Origin of the sequence: Bradyrhizobium sp. ISRA464 (genome assembly GCF_029910095.1) — a bacterium.
Lineage (GTDB): Bacteria > Pseudomonadota > Alphaproteobacteria > Rhizobiales > Xanthobacteraceae > Bradyrhizobium.
Map to the genome: position 1 here is coordinate 1,594,454 of NZ_CP094526.1, position 19,596 is coordinate 1,614,049.

General features: G+C 64.7%; 19 protein-coding genes. 4 read left to right on the forward strand and 15 right to left on the reverse strand.

What is annotated here, in order from left to right; translation table 11 throughout:
• The first annotated feature begins 62 nt into the window (after positions 1-62).
• Complete coding sequence (gene rsmD, locus MTX19_RS07485) at positions 63-617, forward strand: 16S rRNA (guanine(966)-N(2))-methyltransferase RsmD (protein WP_280983069.1); 555 nt, start codon at positions 63-65, stop codon at positions 615-617.
• A 136-nt stretch (positions 618-753) separates the two neighbouring features.
• On the opposite strand, the gene mutL is transcribed toward rsmD, so the two are convergent.
• Positions 754-2,565, reverse strand: coding sequence for a DNA mismatch repair endonuclease MutL (gene mutL, locus MTX19_RS07490; protein WP_280983070.1), 1,812 nt, complete (start codon positions 2,563-2,565; stop codon positions 754-756).
• A 232-nt stretch (positions 2,566-2,797) separates the two neighbouring features.
• Here mutL and MTX19_RS07495 point away from each other — a divergent pair, with 232 nt between their 5' ends.
• Positions 2,798-3,109 carry a ribbon-helix-helix domain-containing protein gene (locus MTX19_RS07495; protein ID WP_280983071.1) on the forward strand — a complete coding sequence of 104 codons (312 nt, stop codon included), beginning with the start codon at positions 2,798-2,800 and terminating at the stop codon, positions 3,107-3,109.
• A 72-nt stretch (positions 3,110-3,181) separates the two neighbouring features.
• On the opposite strand, the gene MTX19_RS07500 is transcribed toward MTX19_RS07495, so the two are convergent.
• Genes MTX19_RS07500 through MTX19_RS07515 form a run of 4 tightly spaced genes read right to left on the reverse strand, consistent with a single transcriptional unit; the run spans position 3,182 to position 6,083 of the window.
• Complete coding sequence (locus MTX19_RS07500) at positions 3,182-4,750, reverse strand: GMC family oxidoreductase (RefSeq protein WP_280983072.1); 1,569 nt, start codon at positions 4,748-4,750, stop codon at positions 3,182-3,184.
• A gap of 27 nt (positions 4,751-4,777) precedes the next feature.
• On the reverse strand, positions 4,778-5,326 hold the full coding sequence (locus tag MTX19_RS07505; RefSeq protein WP_280983073.1) for a gluconate 2-dehydrogenase subunit 3 family protein: 549 nt from the start codon (positions 5,324-5,326) through the stop codon (positions 4,778-4,780).
• Positions 5,327-5,366: 40 nt separating this feature from the next.
• Positions 5,367-5,762 (reverse strand): VOC family protein, encoded by a 396-nt coding sequence (locus MTX19_RS07510; RefSeq protein WP_280983074.1) that lies wholly within the window; start codon positions 5,760-5,762, stop codon positions 5,367-5,369.
• The gene (locus MTX19_RS07515; RefSeq protein ID WP_280983075.1) at positions 5,763-6,083 is read right to left on the reverse strand and encodes a c-type cytochrome; all 321 of its coding nucleotides are present in this window, start codon (positions 6,081-6,083) and stop codon (positions 5,763-5,765) included.
• 398 nt (positions 6,084-6,481) lie between these two features.
• Here MTX19_RS07515 and MTX19_RS07520 point away from each other — a divergent pair, with 398 nt between their 5' ends.
• On the forward strand, positions 6,482-6,793 hold the full coding sequence (locus tag MTX19_RS07520) for a hypothetical protein (protein WP_280985910.1): 312 nt from the start codon (positions 6,482-6,484) through the stop codon (positions 6,791-6,793).
• A 153-nt stretch (positions 6,794-6,946) separates the two neighbouring features.
• Here the strand turns inward: MTX19_RS07520 and arfB are convergent, their stop codons facing one another.
• The 8 genes from arfB to MTX19_RS07560 all read right to left on the reverse strand — a co-directional run bounded on the left by arfB (position 6,947) and on the right by MTX19_RS07560 (position 16,564).
• Positions 6,947-7,366, reverse strand: coding sequence for an alternative ribosome rescue aminoacyl-tRNA hydrolase ArfB (gene arfB, locus MTX19_RS07525; RefSeq protein ID WP_280983077.1), 420 nt, complete (start codon positions 7,364-7,366; stop codon positions 6,947-6,949).
• Between the two features lie 223 nt (positions 7,367-7,589).
• Positions 7,590-8,954 carry a pitrilysin family protein gene (locus MTX19_RS07530; RefSeq protein ID WP_280983078.1) on the reverse strand — a complete coding sequence of 455 codons (1,365 nt, stop codon included), beginning with the start codon at positions 8,952-8,954 and terminating at the stop codon, positions 7,590-7,592.
• A complete protein-coding gene (locus MTX19_RS07535) occupies positions 8,951-10,342 on the reverse strand; it encodes a pitrilysin family protein (protein WP_280983079.1) in 1,392 nt (463 codons plus the stop codon). The genes MTX19_RS07530 and MTX19_RS07535 overlap by 4 nt, the downstream gene beginning before the upstream one ends.
• 163 nt (positions 10,343-10,505) lie before the next feature.
• Positions 10,506-11,234, reverse strand: coding sequence for a hypothetical protein (locus MTX19_RS07540; RefSeq protein ID WP_280983080.1), 729 nt, complete (start codon positions 11,232-11,234; stop codon positions 10,506-10,508).
• Positions 11,235-11,337: 103 nt separating this feature from the next.
• Positions 11,338-11,835 (reverse strand): signal peptidase II, encoded by a 498-nt coding sequence (gene lspA, locus MTX19_RS07545; RefSeq protein WP_280983081.1) that lies wholly within the window; start codon positions 11,833-11,835, stop codon positions 11,338-11,340.
• Entirely contained in the window at positions 11,832-14,831 is a 3,000-nt protein-coding gene (ileS, locus tag MTX19_RS07550; protein WP_280983082.1) for an isoleucine--tRNA ligase, read from the reverse strand. The genes lspA and ileS overlap by 4 nt, the downstream gene beginning before the upstream one ends.
• Positions 14,832-15,044: 213 nt before the next feature.
• Positions 15,045-15,596 (reverse strand): sugar O-acetyltransferase, encoded by a 552-nt coding sequence (locus tag MTX19_RS07555; protein WP_280975860.1) that lies wholly within the window; start codon positions 15,594-15,596, stop codon positions 15,045-15,047.
• Entirely contained in the window at positions 15,593-16,564 is a 972-nt protein-coding gene (locus tag MTX19_RS07560; protein WP_280983083.1) for a bifunctional riboflavin kinase/FAD synthetase, read from the reverse strand. The genes MTX19_RS07555 and MTX19_RS07560 overlap by 4 nt, the downstream gene beginning before the upstream one ends.
• Before the next feature lie 210 nt (positions 16,565-16,774).
• Between MTX19_RS07560 and MTX19_RS07565 the strand changes: the two genes are divergently transcribed.
• Positions 16,775-17,170, forward strand: coding sequence for a response regulator (locus MTX19_RS07565; protein ID WP_280975862.1), 396 nt, complete (start codon positions 16,775-16,777; stop codon positions 17,168-17,170).
• A gap of 60 nt (positions 17,171-17,230) precedes the next feature.
• On the opposite strand, the gene MTX19_RS07570 is transcribed toward MTX19_RS07565, so the two are convergent.
• Positions 17,231-18,085 carry a TIGR01459 family HAD-type hydrolase gene (locus MTX19_RS07570; protein WP_280983084.1) on the reverse strand — a complete coding sequence of 285 codons (855 nt, stop codon included), beginning with the start codon at positions 18,083-18,085 and terminating at the stop codon, positions 17,231-17,233.
• A gap of 15 nt (positions 18,086-18,100) precedes the next feature.
• A complete protein-coding gene (locus tag MTX19_RS07575) occupies positions 18,101-19,513 on the reverse strand; it encodes an EAL domain-containing protein (protein ID WP_280983085.1) in 1,413 nt (470 codons plus the stop codon).
• Between the last annotated feature and the right edge of the window lie 83 nt (positions 19,514-19,596).

Consider the following 19,596-nt stretch of genomic DNA (forward strand, 5'->3'; position numbering starts at 1 on the left):
CCACCTTCCCCACAAGGGAGGAGGGAACGCACCGCCCGTGCCGCCTCAATGTGGGCATTCTAATGCGCATCGTTGGGGGACGACTGAAGGGCCGCAATCTCGCCGCGCCATCGGGCCGCGAGATCCGGCCGACCGCGGACCGGCTGCGCGAGTCCGTGTTCAACATCCTCATCCACGCTTACGACAACCCGATTGAGGACACGCGCGTGCTCGACCTGTTCGCCGGCACCGGTGCGCTCGGCATCGAGGCGGTATCACGCGGGGCAAAGTTCACGCTGTTCGTCGACAACGGTGCCGAGGCGCGCGCGTTGTTGCGCAACAATGTCGAGTCGCTGGGGCTTGGCGGTGTCACAAGAGTCTACCGTCGCGACGCCACCGATCTCGGCCCGGCGCATCCGATCGAGCCGTTCTCGCTGGTGTTCCTCGATCCGCCCTATGGCAAGGCGCTGGCGGAGAAAGCGCTCGCCTCGCTGCGCGACGGCGGCTGGCTGACGCCGGGCGCGTTGCTCGTGGTCGAGGAGGCAAAGGCCGCGGCGTTCGCGGCGCCCGAGGGTTTTGAGGAGCTCGAGCGGCGCGCGTATGATGACACCGAGTTCGTGTTCTTGCGAAAGGCGTAATGTTGCCGTCTGTTGTGCTGTCGTCACCCGCGAATGCGGGTGATCCAGTACGCCGAGGCCTCTCATGTGATCACAACGGCTGCGGCGTACTGGATCGCCCGATCAAGCCGGGCGATGACAGTTGCGGATGGGGTTGCTACCTCCGCCCGAACAGCTTCTCGATATCGCTTAGTTTCAATTCGACATAGGTCGGGCGGCCATGGTTGCACTGGCCGGAGTTCGGCGTGTCTTCCATCTCGCGCAGGAGCGCATTCATCTCTTCCGGCTTGAGACGCCGGCCGGCGCGCACCGAGCCGTGGCAGGCCATGGTGGCGGCGACATGCATCAGGCGCCGCTCGAGCGGCAGCGCCTCATCCCACTCCGCCATGTGCTCGGCGAGATCGCGCAACAGGCCGGCCGCATTGGTCTTGCCGAGCAGCGAGGGCGTTTCGCGAACGGCGACCGCGCCCGGACCGAAGGATTCGATCGCGAGCCCGAACGACGCCAGCTCTTCGGCCCGATCGAGCAGCTTCTCGACGGTGGCCTCGTCGAGCTCGACGATCTCGGGGATCAAGAGGATCTGCCGCTGCACGCCGTTCTTCGCGAGCGAAGCCTTCAGCCTCTCATAGACGATGCGCTCATGGGCGGCATGCTGATCCACCACGATGAGGCCGTCGCGGGTCTGCGAGACGATGTAGGTCTCGTGGATCTGGGTGCGCGCAGCTCCGAGTGGACGGTCGAGCAGATCCGGCGTGGGCGCTGCCTCGAAGCGCACATCGGCGGTCGGCGCGCCGACGTCGAAGGCGGCCTGGCCCGGCTCGGCGAAGGCAGTGGCCGCACCGTCGAACGCGCGCATCGGATTGACCGGGAACGACGGCGAACTGCGCCAGTCCCAATTGCTCGGGCGAGGCGGTGTGAAGACTGGGCGAAACGCTGACAGCGCCGCGCCGTCGGAGTTGGCTGCCGTGCGCTTGCCTTCGCGGGCGAGGCCATCCTTCAAAGCGTGCACGATCAGGGCGCGGACCAGACCGGCGTTGCGGAAGCGCACCTCGGTCTTGGCCGGATGCACGTTGGCGTCGACCTCCTGCGGGTCGCAGGTCACTAACAGCGCGACGACTGGATGGCGATCACGCGGCAGATAGTCGGAATAGGCGGCGCGCACCGCGCCGAGGATCAGCTTGTCGCGGACCGGACGGCCATTGACGAACAGATATTGCCCGAGCGCATTGGCGCGGGTGAGCGAGGGGGCGGCGGCAAAGCCTTCGACCACGACGCCCTCGCGCTCGGAACGCACCTCGATGGCGCAACTGCGGAAGTCGGCGCCGAGGATGTCGCCGAGCCGCGACAGCCGGCCCGCCGCGCCGGGCAGCGCGGCGGCCCAGGTGACCGGCGCGCGCTCCTCGCCGGCGAGCGTAAAGGCGACGTCGGGCCGCGCCATCGCCAGGCGCCGCACCACCTCGCGGATCGCTTCCGCCTCGGTGCGGTCGGTCTTGAGGAATTTCAGCCGCGCCGGCGTTGCATAGAAGAGATCGTTGACCTCGACGCGGGTGCCCTGGCCGAGCGCGGCCGGCATGATCGGCGACTTCTCGCCGCCTTCGACCGACAGCGACCAGGCATGCGGCTCGCTGGCATGGCGCGTGGTGATGCCGAGTTTTGCGACGGCGCCGATGGACGGCAACGCCTCGCCGCGGAATCCGAGCGTCCGGATGCGGAGCAGGTCCTCGTCGTCGAGCTTGGAGGTCGCATGGCGATCGACCGCAAGCGCAAGATCGCTGCGCGTCATGCCGCTGCCGTCGTCGGTGATGCCGATCCGGCGCCGCCCACCGCCATCGGTGAAGATGTCGATCCGGCTGGCGCCCGCGTCGATCGCGTTCTCGACCAGCTCCTTGACCACGCTCGCGGGGCGTTCGACCACCTCGCCGGCGGCAATGCGGTTGACGAGCTGTTCGGGAAGCTGGCGGACGGGCATGGAGGTCGGGTGCAGGAGGAGATTCGAGCCTTCCCCCCATTCTAGAGGGACGCGCCGGCAAATGCATGGGGTGGGCTGCGAATGGCTGCCTTTAGCTGGGGATGGAGCCGGCCTATCGTCTTGAAGACGCTCACTTTCGCCGTCCCATCGGGTACGTCCTACGTGGCGATTGTGGGGGCAGACGCGCAGGTATATCGTTTAGAAAAATTATAATCCGACTGGGAGGATAGCCATGTGCCATTTGTTCTCGCACCAGCCGCAGCGCAATTATGAATCGCAGACCCGGTCACTGCGAATTGGCGGCCATTGCACCTCGATCCGGCTCGAAATGTCGTTCTGGGACACGCTGGAGGAGATTGCCGCGAAGGAGGGGATGAGCCTCGCGAAATTCCTCACCACACTCTATGACGAAGTCCTCAACCATCATGGCGAGGTCAATAATTTCGCCTCGCTGCTGCGCTGCTGTTGCCTGATCTATCGCTCGCAGGGCGCAACGACGGTCCCCGAATTTCGAGGCCAGCCTATTCTCGACGCCGCCGAATAGGTTCTTGGACGCATCCCGCAAAAATGAACGGCCTTGTCCAGGGAAGACAAGGCCGTTTGAGTTCAGAGGGAACTAGATCTCCTTACGCTGCATCGCGCCGGCGATGGTGTCGGCTTGCCGGATCGCCAGCGACACGATCGTCAGCGTCGGATTGCAGGCCGCGCCAGAGGTGAACTGGCTGCCATCCGAGATGAACAGGTTCTTGATGTCGTGGGTCTGGCCGAACTTGTTGACCACGCCGTCCCGCGGCTTCTCGCTCATCCGGTTGGTGCCCATGTTGTGAGTACTGGGATAGGGCGGGGTCGGGTAGGTCACGGTGGCGCCGACGGCCTCGTAGACGGCGGCACCCTGCTTGTAGGCGTGCTCGCGCATCGCGATGTCGTTCGGATGATCGTCGAAATGCACGCTCGCGACCGGCATGCCGAACTTGTCCTTGATCTTCGGGTCCAGCGTGACGCGGTTGGTCTCCTGCGGCATGTCTTCGCCGACCAGCCACATGCCGGTCATCCGCGGGTAGCCTTCCATCGCGCTGGTGAAGGTGCGTCCCCATGCGCCGGGATTGAGGAACGCCGCCATGAACGGCAGGCCGAGCGACAGAGTCTCCATCTCGTAGCCGCCGACGAAGCCGCGTTTCGGATCGTTCTTCGCCTCGTCGCGGATGATGCCGGCCATCGTGGTGCCGCGATACATGTGCACCGACTTCTCGAAGACGGCATAGACGCTTCCGGTCATGTGCCGCATGTAGTTGCGCCCGACCTGGCCGGATGAGTTGGCGAGCCCGTCCGGGAACATGTTGGAGGCGCTGTTGAGCAGCAGCCGTGGGCTCTCGATCGAGTTGCCGGCGACCGCGACCACCCGGGCCTTCTGGCGCTGCATCGCGCCGGTGGCGTCGGCATAGACCACGCCGGTGACCTTGCCGGATTGATCGTGCTCGATCTTGATCACCATGCTGCTGGGACGCACCTCGAGATTGCCGGTGGCCTCGCCCTTCGGAATCTCGGTGTAGAGCGTCGACCATTTGGCGCCGGACTTGCAGCCCTGGAAGCAGAAGCCGATCTGCTGGCAGGACCCGCGGCCATCGCGCGGCTGGCTGTTGATTGCCATCCGCCCGGTGTGGACTTCCTGGTAGCCGAGCTTCTTCGCGCCGGCCTCCAGCACCTTGAAATTATTGTTGCCGGGCAATCCCGGGATGCCGTTGGTCCGCGTCACGCCCATCTTGTCTTCGGCCTTGGCGTAATACGGCTCCATCTCGGCGAGCGTGATCGGCCAATCCAGCAGATTGGCACCGGGGATATTGCCGTAGGCCGACTTGATCTTGAACTCGTGTTCGTCGAAGCGCAGTGAGGCGCCGGCCCAGTGAACGGTGGAGCCGCCGACCGCCTTCACGATCCAGGCCGGAATGTTCGGAAAGTCCTTGTGGACGCGCCAGCTTCCGGAGGTCGTGCGCATGTCCGACCAGGCGAGCTGGCTGAAGCTATCCCATTCGTCGTTGATGAAATCCTGATTCTCGATGCGCGGGCCGGCCTCCAGGATCACGACCTTGATGCCCTTCTGCGCCAACTCATTGCCGAGCGTTCCGCCGCCGGCGCCCGAACCGACGATCACGACAACGCCGCTGTCGTTCAAATCGAATTTTGCCATGATGTTCCTCCCCTTCGTTCCTGGCGCCTAGACCTTCGGCAGCCAGTCGATGTCGGCGAAGCCGCGCTTGATGTAGCCGCCATACTCCGCGGAGGAGCCCTCGTAGCCGAATTTCGGCCAGACCTCCTTCTGGTTGTAGAGCGAGACGATGAGGTCGCCGCGGATCTTCTGGAAGAAGTCGCTGTGCTCGATCCGCTGCAGCAGCGCGACGCGCTCGTTCTCCCAGGGGACATTGATGTAGGGGACCTTGTGGCGCTCGTTGGCTTCCTGGTCGAGCCTGGCGACGCCGTCATTGATGAGCGATTTCACGGCCGGGTCCTTCGCCGCCTTGCCATCCCACGGCTTGACCGCCGTGATGTAGTAGCTGTCGGCGAGGATATCGTGCGGATAGATGTCGCGCGCCATCCGGAGCAACGTCTTCATCGTTGCCGGCGTCAGCGTCGATGCCTCGTCGGCCCACGCATCGGTGACACCAAGTCCCGTAGAGGTCGCGATCGCGACCGCCGGTGCGGTTGCGGTCGCACCTTTGAGAAAGACACGCCGGTCATACTTGCTGCGTCGATCGACTTCTCTCATGGTTTCCTCCGTCAATTTATATCTGTGTCATTGCTGTGCTCTAACCGAACCGCCCGCCGCGCTGGATCACCTCGATCTTGTAGCCGTCGGGATCGGAGACGAAGAAGAAGCGCGCCAGCGTCTTGCCGTCATGCTTGAAGTCGCGCAGCGGCCCGGGCGACAGTTTCTCCTTCTCGAAGCGCGCGTGCTCGGCATCGACGTCGTCGACGACGATGGCGAGATGGCCGTAGCCGTCGCCGAGCGCGTAGGGCTCCTTGCGATCGAAATTGACCGTGAGCTCGACCTCGAAGGGCGAGGAGGGATGGCGCAGGTAGATCAGTGCGAAGTCGGGGAAGCTCAGATTGTCCGCGATCTCGAGACCGAAGGCGCGCTTGTAGAAGTCGAGCGATTTCGCCTCGTCGAACACGCGGATCATCGAGTGCACGGGTTTCGCCATTCAGTTCAGCTCCTTCAGATAGGCGATGATCATGGCGCGGATCTCGGGCCTGGCCTGCCGGTAGGCCATCACGGCGCCGGGGATCACCTCTTGCGGATTGGTCAGCCAGGCGTTGAGTCTTGCGTCGTCCCAGACGAAATCGGCCTTCGCGAAGCCCGCGGAATATTTGAAGCCGTCGGCCTTGCCGGCATGGCGGCCGATGATTCTGTAGAGCGACGGCCCTTGCCGGACGGGATCAGTGGTGTTGGTGGTGTGGCATGTCGCGCATTGCTGCTTGAACAGCGTCGGACCGTCAGGCGGCTTGGCGGCGGGTAAGGGCATTTGCGCAGCGGCGATTTGCACTGCAAGCAACGCGCTGCAAAATCCCAGTCCGACGGTCCACCCCGAGTGCCGCATCGCCGTTGTTCCCACGCGTCGCGCGGACTGTAGGGCGGGGCCAACGGGCGGTGGTAGTAGCCGGCTGTTTCATGCGAACAAAGCGCGGCTCGCTTGTCGGTGAGACGACAAGAAGATGGCGGCGGCGGCGATCGCGCCGCATATGTGAAGCGCAATTCCGCGAAATGGTCGCGAAAATCCTGCACGATCTCCACACGACGCAGTTTGCATGGCGCACGCGTCGTTTGCGACATCGTCAATACGCGCAAGGGATAGGTGCGGCGCAGCAGACGGCGCTGAGAACCGCCGAACCGTTCCGCGCGAGCAATATCCAGGAGCAATGGATGAAATTAGCGAAGACATTCGCGGTCGCGTTTGCCGTGTCGGCACTTTTTGCCGGCTCGGCACTGGCACAGGGCATGTCGACCCAGAGCCAGACCGGCGCCGGCATGCAAGGCCGCAGCCCCGGCACGATGCAGGGTGCACCATCGGGCGCCGGTGCAGCCGACGAGGAGCTCAACGCGCGGACGGGCGCAGGGACCGAGAAGGGCGGCGTCGCTGCCAAGAGCGGCACCCGGGGCACAGTCGGTGCAGGCACCAGTGGACACAAGGCGACCGGTTCCGGGGCTGCGGCGCCGGGAACCAAGAAGTACTAAAGCATGATCCGAAGGTGTTTAGCGGTCTTTCGAAAAGATCTTGCCTGAGCACGAAGCTGAAACGTGATGACGACTCATCCGAGTCTCATCACGTCTTGGCGCACGATCACCGGATGCAGCGCGCCTTGCGTGCGCTGCATCCGGTCGCGCCGTTCACTCGTCGAAGCCGCGGGCGCCGCGACGCGCCTTGATGTCGCTGCGCCGCTTCTTGCCTTCGAGCCGGCGCTGTTTGGAGCCGAGCGTCGGCTTGGTCGGCCGCCGCGGCGTCGGCCGTACCAGCGCCTCCTTCAACATCTCGATCAGCCGCTCGATCGCATCCGCCCGGTTTCGCTCCTGCGTCCGAAAGCGATAGGCCTGGATCACGATCTCGCCGTCCTTGGTCATGCGGCTGCCGGCCAGCCGCGCCAGCCGCTGCGCGGCATCCGGCGGCAGCGCGATCTTGCGCGTGTCGAAGCGGAGCTGGGCTGCGGTCGAGACCTTGTTGACGTTTTGCCCGCCCGGACCGGAGGCGCGGACGAAGACGATCTCGATGTCGTTCTCATCGATCGAGAGGTCGCGGGAAACCCGCAGCATGGCATCACCCGTGAGCAAGATTCGGCGGGCGCAGGATAGCGGGTTTAGGTTGCGCGTGCTTGGGTGGTGTTACAGATATCTCAGTTGCCTCAAGAGTTCGCAGTGACGCGACGTGAGGTGAGCACGCTTTCAGGCTCCCTCCCCCCTTGCGGGGGAGGGGTGGGGAGAGGGGTAAGCCACAGCAGAAGTGTGTATGAAAAAATAGACGCGCGTCGAAAGCGCCTCAGTTCGCCTTCGGCGGCGCCGACACCGGCTGGGCGGCCGCCTGCGGGACGCGACCGACGATCACGGTGAGCAAGCCGTCGCCCCAGAGCTTCTTGGCGACCCGCTTGGTATCCTCAAGCGTCACTGCATCGACGATGGCGTTGCGCTTCTCGATATAGTCGATCGGCAGCTTGTCGAGCTGATACTGCAGCATTGCCTGTGCCAGCTTGGAGGACGTGTCGAGTGCGAGCATTTGCGAGCCCTTCAGATAGGACTTCGCCTCGTCGAGCTCCTGCTGCGTCGGGCCTTCCTCGGCAATCCGGCGGACCTCGGCTTCGAGCGCGTCGACGGTCTCGCCGGCGCGATCGGCGCGGGTGCCGGTATTACCGATGAACAGCGCGGAGTGATCCATCCAGATCAGCGCTTCGTAGATCGTATAGGCCAGGCCGCGCTTCTCGCGCACCTCCTTGTAGAGCCGCGACGACAGCCCGCCGCCGCCGAGGATGTGGTTCACCACATAAGCCGCCATGAAGTCCGGATCGTGCCGGCGGATGCCGGGCCCGCCGAAGGTGACGACGGTCTGCGGCACGTCGAGCGGGACGAGGGCGCGCTGCGGCGGCTTGGTTGCCGTGACATCGGGAACCGGGGTCAGCTCGGCCTTGGCCGGCAAGCTGCCGAAGGTCTTGTCGAGCAGCTTGCCGAGCGTGTCAGGGTCGACGTCACCGACAACGGCGATGCGCAGCGTGTCCCTGGCGATGACACGGCGCGTGTAATCCTTCAGATCCGCTATCTCGATCTTCGGCACGCTCTCGAGCGTGCCAGTTGCGACCCTGCCATAGGGGTGATCGCCGAACGCGACTTCGAGGAACTTGCGGCCGGCCAGCGAGGATGGATAGGTCGATTCGCGCCGCAGTGTCGAGATGACCTGGGCACGGATGCGTTCGACGTCGGCCGGCTCGAAGTGCGGCGAGGTCAGCGCCATCCGCAACAGGTCGTAGGCCTCGTCCTTGTTGTCCTTGAGCATGCGAAGCGAACCGCGAAAGTGATCGCGGGTCGCCTGGAAGCTGAGCTCGATCGCGCGACGGTCGAGCCGCTCATGGTAGGTCTTGGAATCGAGATCGCCGGAGCCTTCGTCGAGCAGGTCGGCGACCAAATTGCCCACGCCGGGCTTGGCGGTCGGATCCTGGCTTGCCCCGCCGCTGAAGGCATACTCCATCGCGATCAGGGGGACGGTCGCGTCCTGCACAAACCAGGCCTCGATGCCGCCGGGCGACACCACGCGCTGGATCTTCGCGGCAGCCTGCGAGGGCGCAGATGACAGCGCCAACAACGCTGTGCAGGCGCTGCCGATCAACGCGGCGCGGCGGGTGATGGTATAGGTCACGAGCGCTTCTCCTCGCGTTTCGGGGCAGCATCCTTGATCAAATAGCCGGTGACCGACCGCTTCTTGTCCAGCCATTTGGCTGCGGCAGCGCGCACCTGCTCGGCGGTGACGGCGCGGATGCGATCCGGCCAGCTCCTGATATCGTCGATGCTCAGGCCCGTGGTCAGTGCCCCGCCATACCAGCGTGCCAGCGTCGCCTGATTGTCCTGGGCATAGATCGCTTCCGCTATGAGCTGGGTCTTGACCCGCTCGAGGTCCTCGGCCTTGGCAGTGTTCTGCGCGAGGTCGGCGATCACCTTGTCGATCGCTTCTTCGATCTGTGCAAACTCGACGCCGGGCTTCGGCGTCACCGAGATCGAGAATTGGGACGGGTCGAGCGCCGTGCCCTGGTAGCCTGCCCCGGTGCTGATCGCCAGCCCATGGTCGATCACCAGCGAACGGTAGAGATAGGAGTTCGCTCCGCCGCCCATCAACTGCGCGAGCACGTCGAGCGCGGGACTTTCGCCGGCCGCCGCCGTCGTGGCCGACGGCACCAGATAGTAGCGGCGCAGGCTGGGTTGCTCGACGCGCGGATCGGACAGCGTGACGGTGCGCGGCGCCGCCGGCGTCGGCTCCTGCGGCCGGATCCGCTTCTCGGCGATCGAATGCTGGGCCGGGATCTGGCCGAAATTCTTTTCCACCAGCGGGCGGACATCCTTGACGTCGACGTCGCCGGCGATGATCAGGATCGCGTTGTTCGGCGCGTAGAAGCGCTTGTAGAAAGCGAGCGCATCCTTGCGGTCGAGCTTTTCGATCTCCTGGTGCCAGCCGATCACCGGGCGACCATAGGGATGGTTGAGGTAGAGCGCGGCCATGATCTGCTCGGTCAGCCGCGCGTCGGGATTGTTGGCGACGCGCATGTTGTATTCTTCGAGCACCACGTCGCGCTCGGGCAGCACGTTCTCGTCCTTGAGGATGAGGCCGGTCATGCGGTCGGCCTCGAACTCCATCATGGTGGGAAGCTGCTCGCGCGGCACGCGCTGGAAGTAGCCGGTGTAGTCGAACGAGGTGAACGCGTTCTCATTGCCGCCGACCCGCAGCACCGTCTGCGAAAACTCGCCGGCCGGATGCTTGGCGGTGCCCTTGAACATCAGGTGCTCGAGGAAATGCGCGAGCCCGGATTTGCCCGGCGTCTCGTCGGCGGAGCCGACCTTGTACCAGATCATCTGCGTGACGACGGGCGTGCGGTGATCGGGGATCACCACGACCTGCAGGCCGTTGTCGAGTGTGAAGCTGGCGGGACGTTCCGAGGTGACCGTGGTCTGGGCGTGGAGGCCGCTGCCCGGCAACGAGATGGTCGAAATAAGCGTGGCAGCGAGAAGGGCGATCGATCTACGTGAGGGCATCATGATCCTTATGGAAACCCGGACACACGGTCGGGGCGCGAAAGCACGCCATCGTACACGGGACTGCCCGTGCCGTTCGTCACGAAGCGGAGAGACAAGCGTCACTCCGCATTAAGCTTTGCTCATGTGAGGCCCAGCGGCCGACGCCACGCAATTATTGGATTGATTATTGGACTGGCTTTCCGGTCATGACGTCGTACTGGCCCTCTTTCGCCAGCGGCTTCTGCGGCCCGGTGCCATAGGCATAGTTCGACGATGGCGTCTGGTAACCCGGAGGCGGCTCGGTCAACGTTTCGCGGGTCGGCTCGCCCTTGAACGGTTTGGACTCGCTGCTGTTGCCCTTGAACATGCCCAGCAGTCCGCCGGTATAGCCGAGCTGGTCCGGCATCAGCGACGGATTCTTGGTCACGCCGGGCTCGATCGGCTCCTTGCTGTCGGTTGCCGTCTGCTGCTTTCGGCCAGCCTCGATCTCAGCCTGTGTCAGCGGCACAGCCTCCTGCCACGGCTCTTTCTTGACCTCCTTCTTGCGCGCCGCGATCATCGCCTTGCGCTTCGCAACATCGGGGTCCTTCGGCCAGTTCGGCGCGTCGGCTTGCTGCGCGGAGGCCGGTGGAGGCAGGTCGAGGTTCGGCGGAACCACCAGTGGGGAGCGTTCGCGGTAGTCGATGCCCTTGCTGGCCGCGCTCTTGGCGCCCAGGCCGGTCATCAAATTGTCGATGATCCGTTCTTCGAACGTCAGTCCGTCGTCACCGTCATCGTCACCATCGCCGGCGCGCACGGGGCCCGTCATCATGACAAAGCCGATCCCGGCTGCAACAAGTGCCAGATGCAGGCCGCGCAGCAGCGCCGGCCGGGACGTCTGGATCAGGTAATCGCGGGCTCTGGTGTTGCGCATCGCGCTCTTCCCATCTGAAAAATTCGGCAAAGCGTTCACTGGCTTAGGCACAGTTCCGCTGCATGCTGCCTGTCTGCCGCCGACCGGCTCCTATCGGCCGTGATCAGGGCGCTTTTGCGGCGGGTACCCCCAACACGGAATCATACAATAGCACTGCCACGCCGACAACGATGGCCACATCCGCGAGGTTAAATACGTACCAATTGAAGATTTTCTCGCCGATCTGGATATGAAACAGGGCAAAATCGACCACGGCGCCGTAGGCGAAGCGGTCGATCCCGTTACCGATCGCGCCGCCGATGATCAGGCCGAGCGCCACCGTGGCAAGCCAGGTCCGCGAGCGCGCCATCCAGACCGCCAGCGCGATCACCGCCGCCGCCTTGACCGCCATCAGGACGATCTGGGCCGCGGGACTTTCGCTCTGGAACCAGCCGAAGCTGATCCCGGGATTCCAGGCGAGAACCAGGTCGAAGAACGGCGTCACCGACACAACGCCGCGGTGGGCGATGTCGAACACGTGCAGCAGCCAGAGCTTCGAGGCCTGGTCGGCGATCAGCGTCGCGATCGCCGCGAGCACGCCGGCGCGAACGGGAGAGCTCAAGCGGTAACTCCCAAGGCCTTCCACTCACGCAGCGCCTGCGCGTCGCGCGGCGAGACGTCGGGATATTCAGGGTCGGCGCCGACATCGGGCAGGATCTTCCACGAGCGTGCGCATTTGATGCCGACCGCCTTCTCGACCACCACGGCGACGCCGGGGACGGCATCGAGACGGAACGCGCCGGCCGGCGCCTCGCCCTCGCGCACCTCATAGTTCGAGGTGATGCAGACTTCGGCCAGGTCGACATCGAACAGCGTTGTCAGCGTGTCCCTGTCAGCAACGTAAATGATCGGCGACGCCTCCAGCGACGAGCCGATCTTCTTGGCTGCGCGTTCGAGCTCGAGCGCACCGGTGACGACGCGGCGCACGTTGCGGATGGTCTCCCACTTCGCGGCGAGCTTGTCGTCGCGGAACTGCTCGAGACCGTCCGGAAACTGTGTCAGGTGCACCGACGGTTCGGCCTTCGGCCGGTACATCCGCCAGGCTTCGTCGGTCGTGAAGCTCAGCACCGGCGCCAGCCATTTCAGGATCGCATCGCACAGCATGTCGATCGTGGTCAGCGCCGCCTTGCGCGCCACCGAGGACGGCGGATCGCAATACAGTGTGTCCTTCCGGATATCGAAATAGAAGGCCGACAACTCGGCGTTCATGAAGGCCGACAGGCTTGCAACCACGGTCTTGTAGTCGAATTCGGTATAGGCCCTGCGGACGATCTCGGCCTGGCCGGCGAGTTCGTGCAGCATCAGCCGCTCGAGCTCGGGCATGTCGGCATAGGGGACCTGCTCAGCTTGCTTGAAGTGGTGCAGCGTACCGAGCATCCAGCGGATCGTGTTGCGCAGCTTGCGATAGGTCTCGATGGTGTTCTTCAGAATTTCGGGGCCGATGCGCTGGTCGTCGGCATAGTCGGTGGCGCAGACCCACAGGCGCAGGATGTCGGCGCCGGAATCCTTGATCACCTTCTGCGGCTCGACCGTGTTGCCGAGCGACTTCGACATCTTGCGGCCGTTCTCGTCGAGCGTGAAGCCGTGGGTGAGCACGATGTCGTAAGGCGCCCGTCCGCGCGTGCCGGCGCTCTCCAGCAGCGAGGAGTGGAACCAGCCGCGATGCTGGTCGCTTCCTTCCAGATACATCACGGTGTCGTTGCCGCCGTCGACCTTGCGCACGATGTGGCCGAGCGTCGGGAAGTTCTGGCGGTCCTCCAGCACGAAAGCGTGCGTCGAGCCGGAATCGAACCAGACGTCGAGGATGTCGTCGATCTTCTTCCAGTCCTCGTTGGCGCGCGAGCCGAGAAAGCGCTCGCGGGCGCCTTCCATGTACCAGGCGTCGGCGCCTTCCTCCATGAAGGCCTCGGTGATGCGCTGGTTGACCACCTCGTCCTGCAGGATCTCGGCCGAGCCGTCAGCCTTCTCGCGCACGAACACGGCGATCGGCACGCCCCAGGCGCGCTGGCGCGAGATCACCCAGTCGGGGCGGTTGGCGATCATGCCGTTGATGCGGTTTTCGCCCGCCGGCGGCACCCATTGGGTGACTGAGATCGCATGCAGCGCGCGGGCGCGCAGCGTGTCGCCCTTCTTGGCATGGCCGTTCGTGGCGATGTCCTTGTCCATCGCGATGAACCATTGCGGCGTGTTGCGAAAGATCACCGGCTTCTTGGAGCGCCAGGAATGCGGATATTGATGCTTCAGCCGGCCGCGCGCGAGCAGCTTCCCGGCCTCGATGAGCGCCTTGATCACGGCGTCGTTGGCGTCGCCCTTCTCGCCCTTGTCGTTGAGCACGCGCTTTCCGGTGAGGCCGGGGGCCTGCGCGGTGTAGGCGCCATTCTCGTCGACGGTGTAGGGGATCGCAGTCGGGATGCCGCGGGCGTCGAGCTCGCGGGTATTGGCCGTCCAGACGTCGAAGTCCTCGCGGCCGTGGCTCGGCGCGGTGTGCACGAAGCCGGTACCGGTGTCGTCGGTGACATGCTCGCCGGCGAGCAGCGGCACGGCGAACTCGTAGCCGCCGTTGAACCCGCGCAGCGGGTGGGCGCATTCCACGGCATCCAGCGTGTCGCCCGGAATGTCGCGTACCTTCTCATAGGCCGTGACGCGCGCCTGCTTGAACACTTCCGCGGCGAGCGTGTCGGCCAGGATCAGGAGATCGCCGGTCTTCGCCCAATTGTCCGTCGGCGCGTCGGTCACCCTGTAGAGGCCGTAGGCGATCTTCGGCGAGAAGGAGATGGCGCGGTTGCCGGGCAGCGTCCACGGCGTGGTGGTCCAGATCACCACGGAGGCATTGGCGAGCGCGCCATGCGCCGGCGAGGTGATCGGGAATTTCACCCACACCATGTCCGAGGTGTAATCATCGTACTCGACCTCGGCCTCGGCGAGCGCAGTCTTCTCGACCACGCTCCACATCACCGGCTTGGAGCCGCGATAGAGCGTGCCGTTGGCGGCGAACTTCATCAGCTCGCGGGCGATCTGGGCTTCCGCCGGATAGCTCATCGTCTGGTAGGGATGGTCCCAGTCGCCGATGATGCCGAGCCGCTTGAACTCCTCGCGCTGCACGTTGATCCAGTGCGTCGCATAGGCGCGGCACTCCTTGCGGAACGCCACCATCGCGGTGGAATCGCGGAAATTGGGCTTCTGCCTGCCCTTGGAGCGGTAGTTCTCCTCCTCGATCTTCCATTCGATCGGCAGGCCGTGGCAATCCCAGCCCGGGACGTAATTGGAGTCGAAGCCGAGCATCTGCTGGCTCTTGGTCACGACGTCCTTGAGGATCTTGTTCAGCGCGTGCCCGATATGGATGTTGCCGTTGGCATAGGGCGGGCCGTCATGCAGCACGAACTTGGCGCGGCCCTGGGCGGTCTGGCGCAGCTTCTCGTAGAGGCCGATCTCGTTCCAGTATTTCAGGATTTCCGGCTCGCGCTGCGGCAGGCCGGCGCGCATCGGGAAATCCGTCTGCGGCAAATAGAGGGTTTTTGAATAATCGGCAGTGACGGTCTTTTGCGGCTTGTCGGACATAAAGGCTCTGATTTGGCTCGGAAGGGCGCGGATACGCGATCAATCGCGGGTGAAACGGCGAAGTCCCGGTCTTGCGCCGAGCCTTCAGGCTCAGGCGGAAGCCGGGCCGCTAATCCGTATGATGCGCCGCGAAAACATGGGGTTTCCATAGCAGCCGGAGCGGCAAATCGCAAAGCCCCCGGGGTACCCTCAGGCCGGACCTCCTGGACGCCGCTAACCCGGCCGCGGCCGGGCCGGATTGCCCGCCACGGTCGCGCCGGGCGCGACGTCCCGCGTCACCACGCTGCCGGCGCCGATCAGGGCGCCGTCGCCGATGGTCACGCCGGGCAGGATGATGGCACCGCCGCCGATCCAGACGTCGCTGCCGATCCGGATCGGGCGGCCGAATTCCAGTCCGGCGCGCCGGGTTGCGGCGTCGCGCGGATGGTCGGCGGTATAGATCTGGACCGCAGGGCCGATCTGGGTGCGATCGCCGATCGTCACCTCGACGACGTCGAGGATCACGCAATTGAAGTTGAGGAACACGCCCTCACCGAGGCTGATATTGGTGCCGTAATCGCAGAAGAACGGCGGCCGGATCACGGCATCCCTGCCGACGCTGCGGAAGCGCTCTGCGAGCAGCGCATGGAGTTCGGCAGCCTGCGCTGCGCCTGAAGCATTGTAACGCGCCATCCATTGTTCGGCGGCGGTGTGGTCGGCGGCGAGCTCTGCATCCGGGCGATAAAGTTCGCCCGCGAGCATTTTCTGCTTTTCGGTCTTGTTCAACCAATCACTCCGAGCCTCGGGAACGCGTCCGGCGCCGCGGCCAATGCCGCGCGCGCCTTGGCGCTGTCGTCATCCATCTGGCGTATCAACGCCTCGATGCTGTCGAATTTCAGCTCGTCGCGAATGAAACTGATGAATGCGACATCAAGGACCTTGCCGTAGAGGTCGCCCTTGAAATCGAACAGGAACACTTCGAGCAGCGGCGCGCCATTGTCGAAGGTCGGACGGCGGCCGAAGCTCGCGACGCCATCGAAGCGTTCAGACCCGCGGCCGACCCGCACCGCATAGATGCCGTGCTTCAGCCCGCAATGCTTGTCGAGGCGGATATTGGCGGTCGGGTAGCCGAGATCGCGGCCGCGCTTCTCGCCGTGGAGCACCTCGCCGGTGACGAACCATGGTGCGCCCAGCATGGTGGTGGCGTCGGCGATCTGGCCTTCGGCGAGCGCCATGCGGATCGCGCTCGAGGACACCGGACGCTCCTCGATGTCGACATGCGCCTGCACGTCGACCTCGATGCCGAGCCGCGGCGCCTCGCTGACGAGGAGGCTCGGCGAGCCGACCCGGCCCTTGCCGAAATGGAAGTCGTAGCCGACCGCTATCCCGCTGATGCCGAGCCGCTCGATCAGGTCGTGGTGAATGAAGTCGTGTGCCGAGGTGCCGGCACGCGCCTTGTCGAAGGTCATGATCACGGCACCGGCAAGTCCGGTCCCGGCGAGCAATCGCAGCTTGTTGGTCTCGTCCGTGAGACGGAATTGCGGGCTGTTCGGGCTGAAGAAGCTGCGAGGATGCGGCTCGAAGGTCACCGCCAGCGCCGGCTTGCCGTGGGCTTTGCCCATCGCCAGCGCCGCGCCGATCACGGCGCGGTGGCCGAGATGGACGCCATCGAAATTGCCCATTGCGACCACGGCGCCCCTCGGGATCGCGCTCGCTGGGGTGTTGTCGCGGATAACGGTAAAGCCGGTGCTCATTTCGGAGATTCTTCAAGCATTCTTAAGCATGATCGTTGCGGGCCGCACCGTGACGTGTCCGCGGCTTGGAAGTCAAGCGGGCGAAGATTGCATCAAATCCGTAACAATCCGGTTCCGGCCGGTTAACGCGCTGTTTAAGGCCTGCTGTTAGTCGTTGCCGGAGAGCTGCGGGTCGCGCAGAAGCGTAATTTGCGTCGTTTGGGGGAAGAGATGGCGGTTGATTTGTCCATGCCGGTTCTGGTGGTTGATGACTACAACACCATGATCCGCATCATCCGGAATCTTCTCAAACAGCTCGGCTTCGAGAACATCGACGATGCCTCCGACGGCTCGGCTGCGCTGAACAAGATGCGCGGCAAGAAATACGGCCTGATTATTTCCGACTGGAATATGGAGCCGATGACCGGCTACGACCTGCTCAAGGAAGTCCGCGCCGATCCCAATCTCGCCACCACGCCCTTCATCATGATCACGGCGGAATCCAAGACCGAGAACGTGATCGCGGCCAAGAAGGCCGGCGTGAACAATTACATCGTCAAGCCGTTCAACGCCGCCACGCTGAAGACCAAGATCGAGGCGGTCTTCCCGGACATGGCGACGGCGTAAGCGTCCGAGATTTCATTGAAACAAAAATGCCCGGGGCGACCCGGGCATTTTTTGTTTCGGCTACCAGCGGAGCTCGCGCATCAACGCGCGGGGCGGATGACCGAACAGCTCCTTCACCGAGGCCGGGTCGAGCTGCTCGATGCCCTCGAATTCCTCGGAATGGATGCCCCGCGTGATGAACAGGAGGTCGATGCCGAAGCCATGCGCGCCGGTAAGATCTGTGCGTACGGAATCGCCGATCGCCAGCACCCGTGAGCGTTCGGCCGGCCTGCCCCGGCGCTCGGCGGCCAGCGCCATGGCGCGCTCATAGATCGGCCGGTGCGGCTTGCCGTAGAAGATCACCTCGCCGCCGAGCTCGCGATAGAGTTCGGCGATCGCTCCGGCGCAATAGATCAGGCGGTCGCCACGCTCGACCACGATATCCGGATTGGCGCAGACCAGCGTCAGCTTGCGCTCGAGCGCCTTCATCAGCGTCTCGCGATAATCTTCGGCGGATTCCGTCTCGTCGTCGAACAGGCCGGTGCAGATGATGTAGTCCGCCTGCTCCAGCGGCACCAGGGTGGCGTCGAGGCCGCGATGGATCGAGCTGTCGCGCTCCGGGCCGATCCAGAAGATCTGCTGGCCGGGATGGTCGGCCACGAAATGCCGCGTCAGGTCGCCTGAAGACACGATGGCGTCGTAGGTCTCGTCGGCGACGCCGAGCTTGCGCAGCTGCCGCTGCACGGAATCGGCCGGCCGCGGCGCGTTGGTGATCAGGATGACGGTGCCGCCCTTCTGGCGGAAGGTGTGCAACGCCTCGCAGGCCTCGGGAAAGGATTCGAGTCCGTTATGCACGACGCCCCAGATGTCCGACAGTACGACGTCAACATCGTCGACGAGGTCGCGCAGCCGCTCTACGAAGCGCAGCGAGGTCATGACGCGGACTGCCGGTTAGCTTGGGCCGACCGCGCGGCGCGCCAGCGCGGCATTGCCGGTCGCGCGCGGCGGCGCTGCGGGACTTGAAACGGTTGCTGAATTGCTGGCGCCATCGAGATCCTGCGGCTTGGTCTGAGAAGCCTCGGCGGTAGCAGATGCCCCCTCCGGCCGCAACGGCCGCGGCGGCGCGAACAGGAAGCCCTGACCGAACCGGACATCGTAATCGAGCAGGTCGACCACAGCGCGCTCGCCCTCGATCCGTTCAGCGATCAGGTCGATGCCGTAGCGGCCGAGCAGGTCGGACAGATCCGATGGATGGATGTCGGTGCTTGCGGCCTGCCCGGCGTCGAGCAGCAGCGCGGCCGGCACCTTGATGAAACGCACGCCGCGATCGGCGAGTTCGCGCGGCTCGAGGCGGAGGTCGCTGACATGGTCGATCGAGAAACGGTATCCGCGTTGCGCCAGCGCCGCGAGGTTTTCGCTCTCGGTCGGGCCGAGATTGCGGAACGTCGACTGCTTGAACTCGAGCACCAGGGAGGGCGCCAGCGCGCGGTTGGCCTCGAGGAAATCGAGGCACTGGGCGAAACTGGCCGGATTGGCCAGCGTCGCCGACGAGACGTTGCAGAACACGCCGACATCCTTGTTGCGCACCATCAGGCGGCGCAGCACCTGGACGCAGCGGAACATCACCGTGTAGTCGATGCGGCCGATCAAGCCGCCGGCCTCGGCGACGCCGATGAAATCGTCGGCGGCCAGAATCTGGTCCTGCTCGTCGCGCAGCCGGATCACCGCCTCATAGTAGCGCACCTTGCGCTGCGGCAGCGTCACCATCGGCTGCAGGTAGACGTCGAGGCGGTTCTCCTCGATCGCGTTTTTCACCGCGCCCAGGAGCTGGCTTTGGTTTCTTGGAATTGCAGCGGCCGGCGCCGCAGGCGGCTGGGTCGCCATGGCGACGGCCAGGGCCTGTGGTTGCGGCTGCAGCAGATTGTCTCGCGGCGCAGCCGGTGGCTGCGTCACCGGACCGGCCGCCAACAGGTCGTCGTGATGGGCGACGGACGCGGCTAGCTGCTTCACCAGCCCGCCAAGCTCGTTGATCTCGCCGGCCATGGCCTGCATCCGGTCGCTGCCAGTCGAATTGGCCGAAGCGACGCGGCCCTCGATCGCGGCCAGCCGCCGGCCGAATTCGGCGACCTGACGGGCAAGGTCCGCGGTGCCGCGCGACAGATCGGCGATCTGGTTGCCGACGTCGCCGCGATCGCGCAGCCGCATCGAGACTGCGTTGTAGAGGATCAGGAAGGTGAGGGCGGTGAGCGCCACGATCGCCGATTCCGATCCGCTGATACCCGCCACCGAATACAGCACAAAGCCGAGCGACGCTACGACCAGCACCATGCAGATAGCGATGAAGATCGTCGAAATGCGAATCATGCCGCGCGCCCGCGCCCTCTGTTCGAGCTTCCCCAGTGCCACAACCTTAGCACCATTGTTGATTCGACGTGCCAGCGATGTTG

Coding starts and splice junctions, on each gene's coding strand:
- MTX19_RS07535 (WP_280983079.1), bottom strand. CDS start 10,342: ATGATGCCCTCACGTAGATCGATCGCCCTTCTCGCTGCCACGCTTATT.
- rsmD (WP_280983069.1), top strand. CDS start 63: ATGCGCATCGTTGGGGGACGACTGAAGGGCCGCAATCTCGCCGCGCCA.
- mutL (WP_280983070.1), bottom strand. CDS start 2,565: ATGCCCGTCCGCCAGCTTCCCGAACAGCTCGTCAACCGCATTGCCGCC.
- MTX19_RS07510 (WP_280983074.1), bottom strand. CDS start 5,762: ATGGCGAAACCCGTGCACTCGATGATCCGCGTGTTCGACGAGGCGAAA.
- MTX19_RS07575 (WP_280983085.1), bottom strand. CDS start 19,513: ATGATTCGCATTTCGACGATCTTCATCGCTATCTGCATGGTGCTGGTC.
- MTX19_RS07520 (WP_280985910.1), top strand. CDS start 6,482: ATGAAATTAGCGAAGACATTCGCGGTCGCGTTTGCCGTGTCGGCACTT.
- MTX19_RS07495 (WP_280983071.1), top strand. CDS start 2,798: ATGTGCCATTTGTTCTCGCACCAGCCGCAGCGCAATTATGAATCGCAG.
- ileS (WP_280983082.1), bottom strand. CDS start 14,831: ATGTCCGACAAGCCGCAAAAGACCGTCACTGCCGATTATTCAAAAACC.
- MTX19_RS07515 (WP_280983075.1), bottom strand. CDS start 6,083: ATGCCCTTACCCGCCGCCAAGCCGCCTGACGGTCCGACGCTGTTCAAG.
- MTX19_RS07540 (WP_280983080.1), bottom strand. CDS start 11,234: ATGCGCAACACCAGAGCCCGCGATTACCTGATCCAGACGTCCCGGCCG.
- MTX19_RS07565 (WP_280975862.1), top strand. CDS start 16,775: ATGGCGGTTGATTTGTCCATGCCGGTTCTGGTGGTTGATGACTACAAC.
- MTX19_RS07505 (WP_280983073.1), bottom strand. CDS start 5,326: ATGAGAGAAGTCGATCGACGCAGCAAGTATGACCGGCGTGTCTTTCTC.
- MTX19_RS07560 (WP_280983083.1), bottom strand. CDS start 16,564: ATGAGCACCGGCTTTACCGTTATCCGCGACAACACCCCAGCGAGCGCG.
- MTX19_RS07570 (WP_280983084.1), bottom strand. CDS start 18,085: ATGACCTCGCTGCGCTTCGTAGAGCGGCTGCGCGACCTCGTCGACGAT.
- arfB (WP_280983077.1), bottom strand. CDS start 7,366: ATGCTGCGGGTTTCCCGCGACCTCTCGATCGATGAGAACGACATCGAG.
- MTX19_RS07500 (WP_280983072.1), bottom strand. CDS start 4,750: ATGGCAAAATTCGATTTGAACGACAGCGGCGTTGTCGTGATCGTCGGT.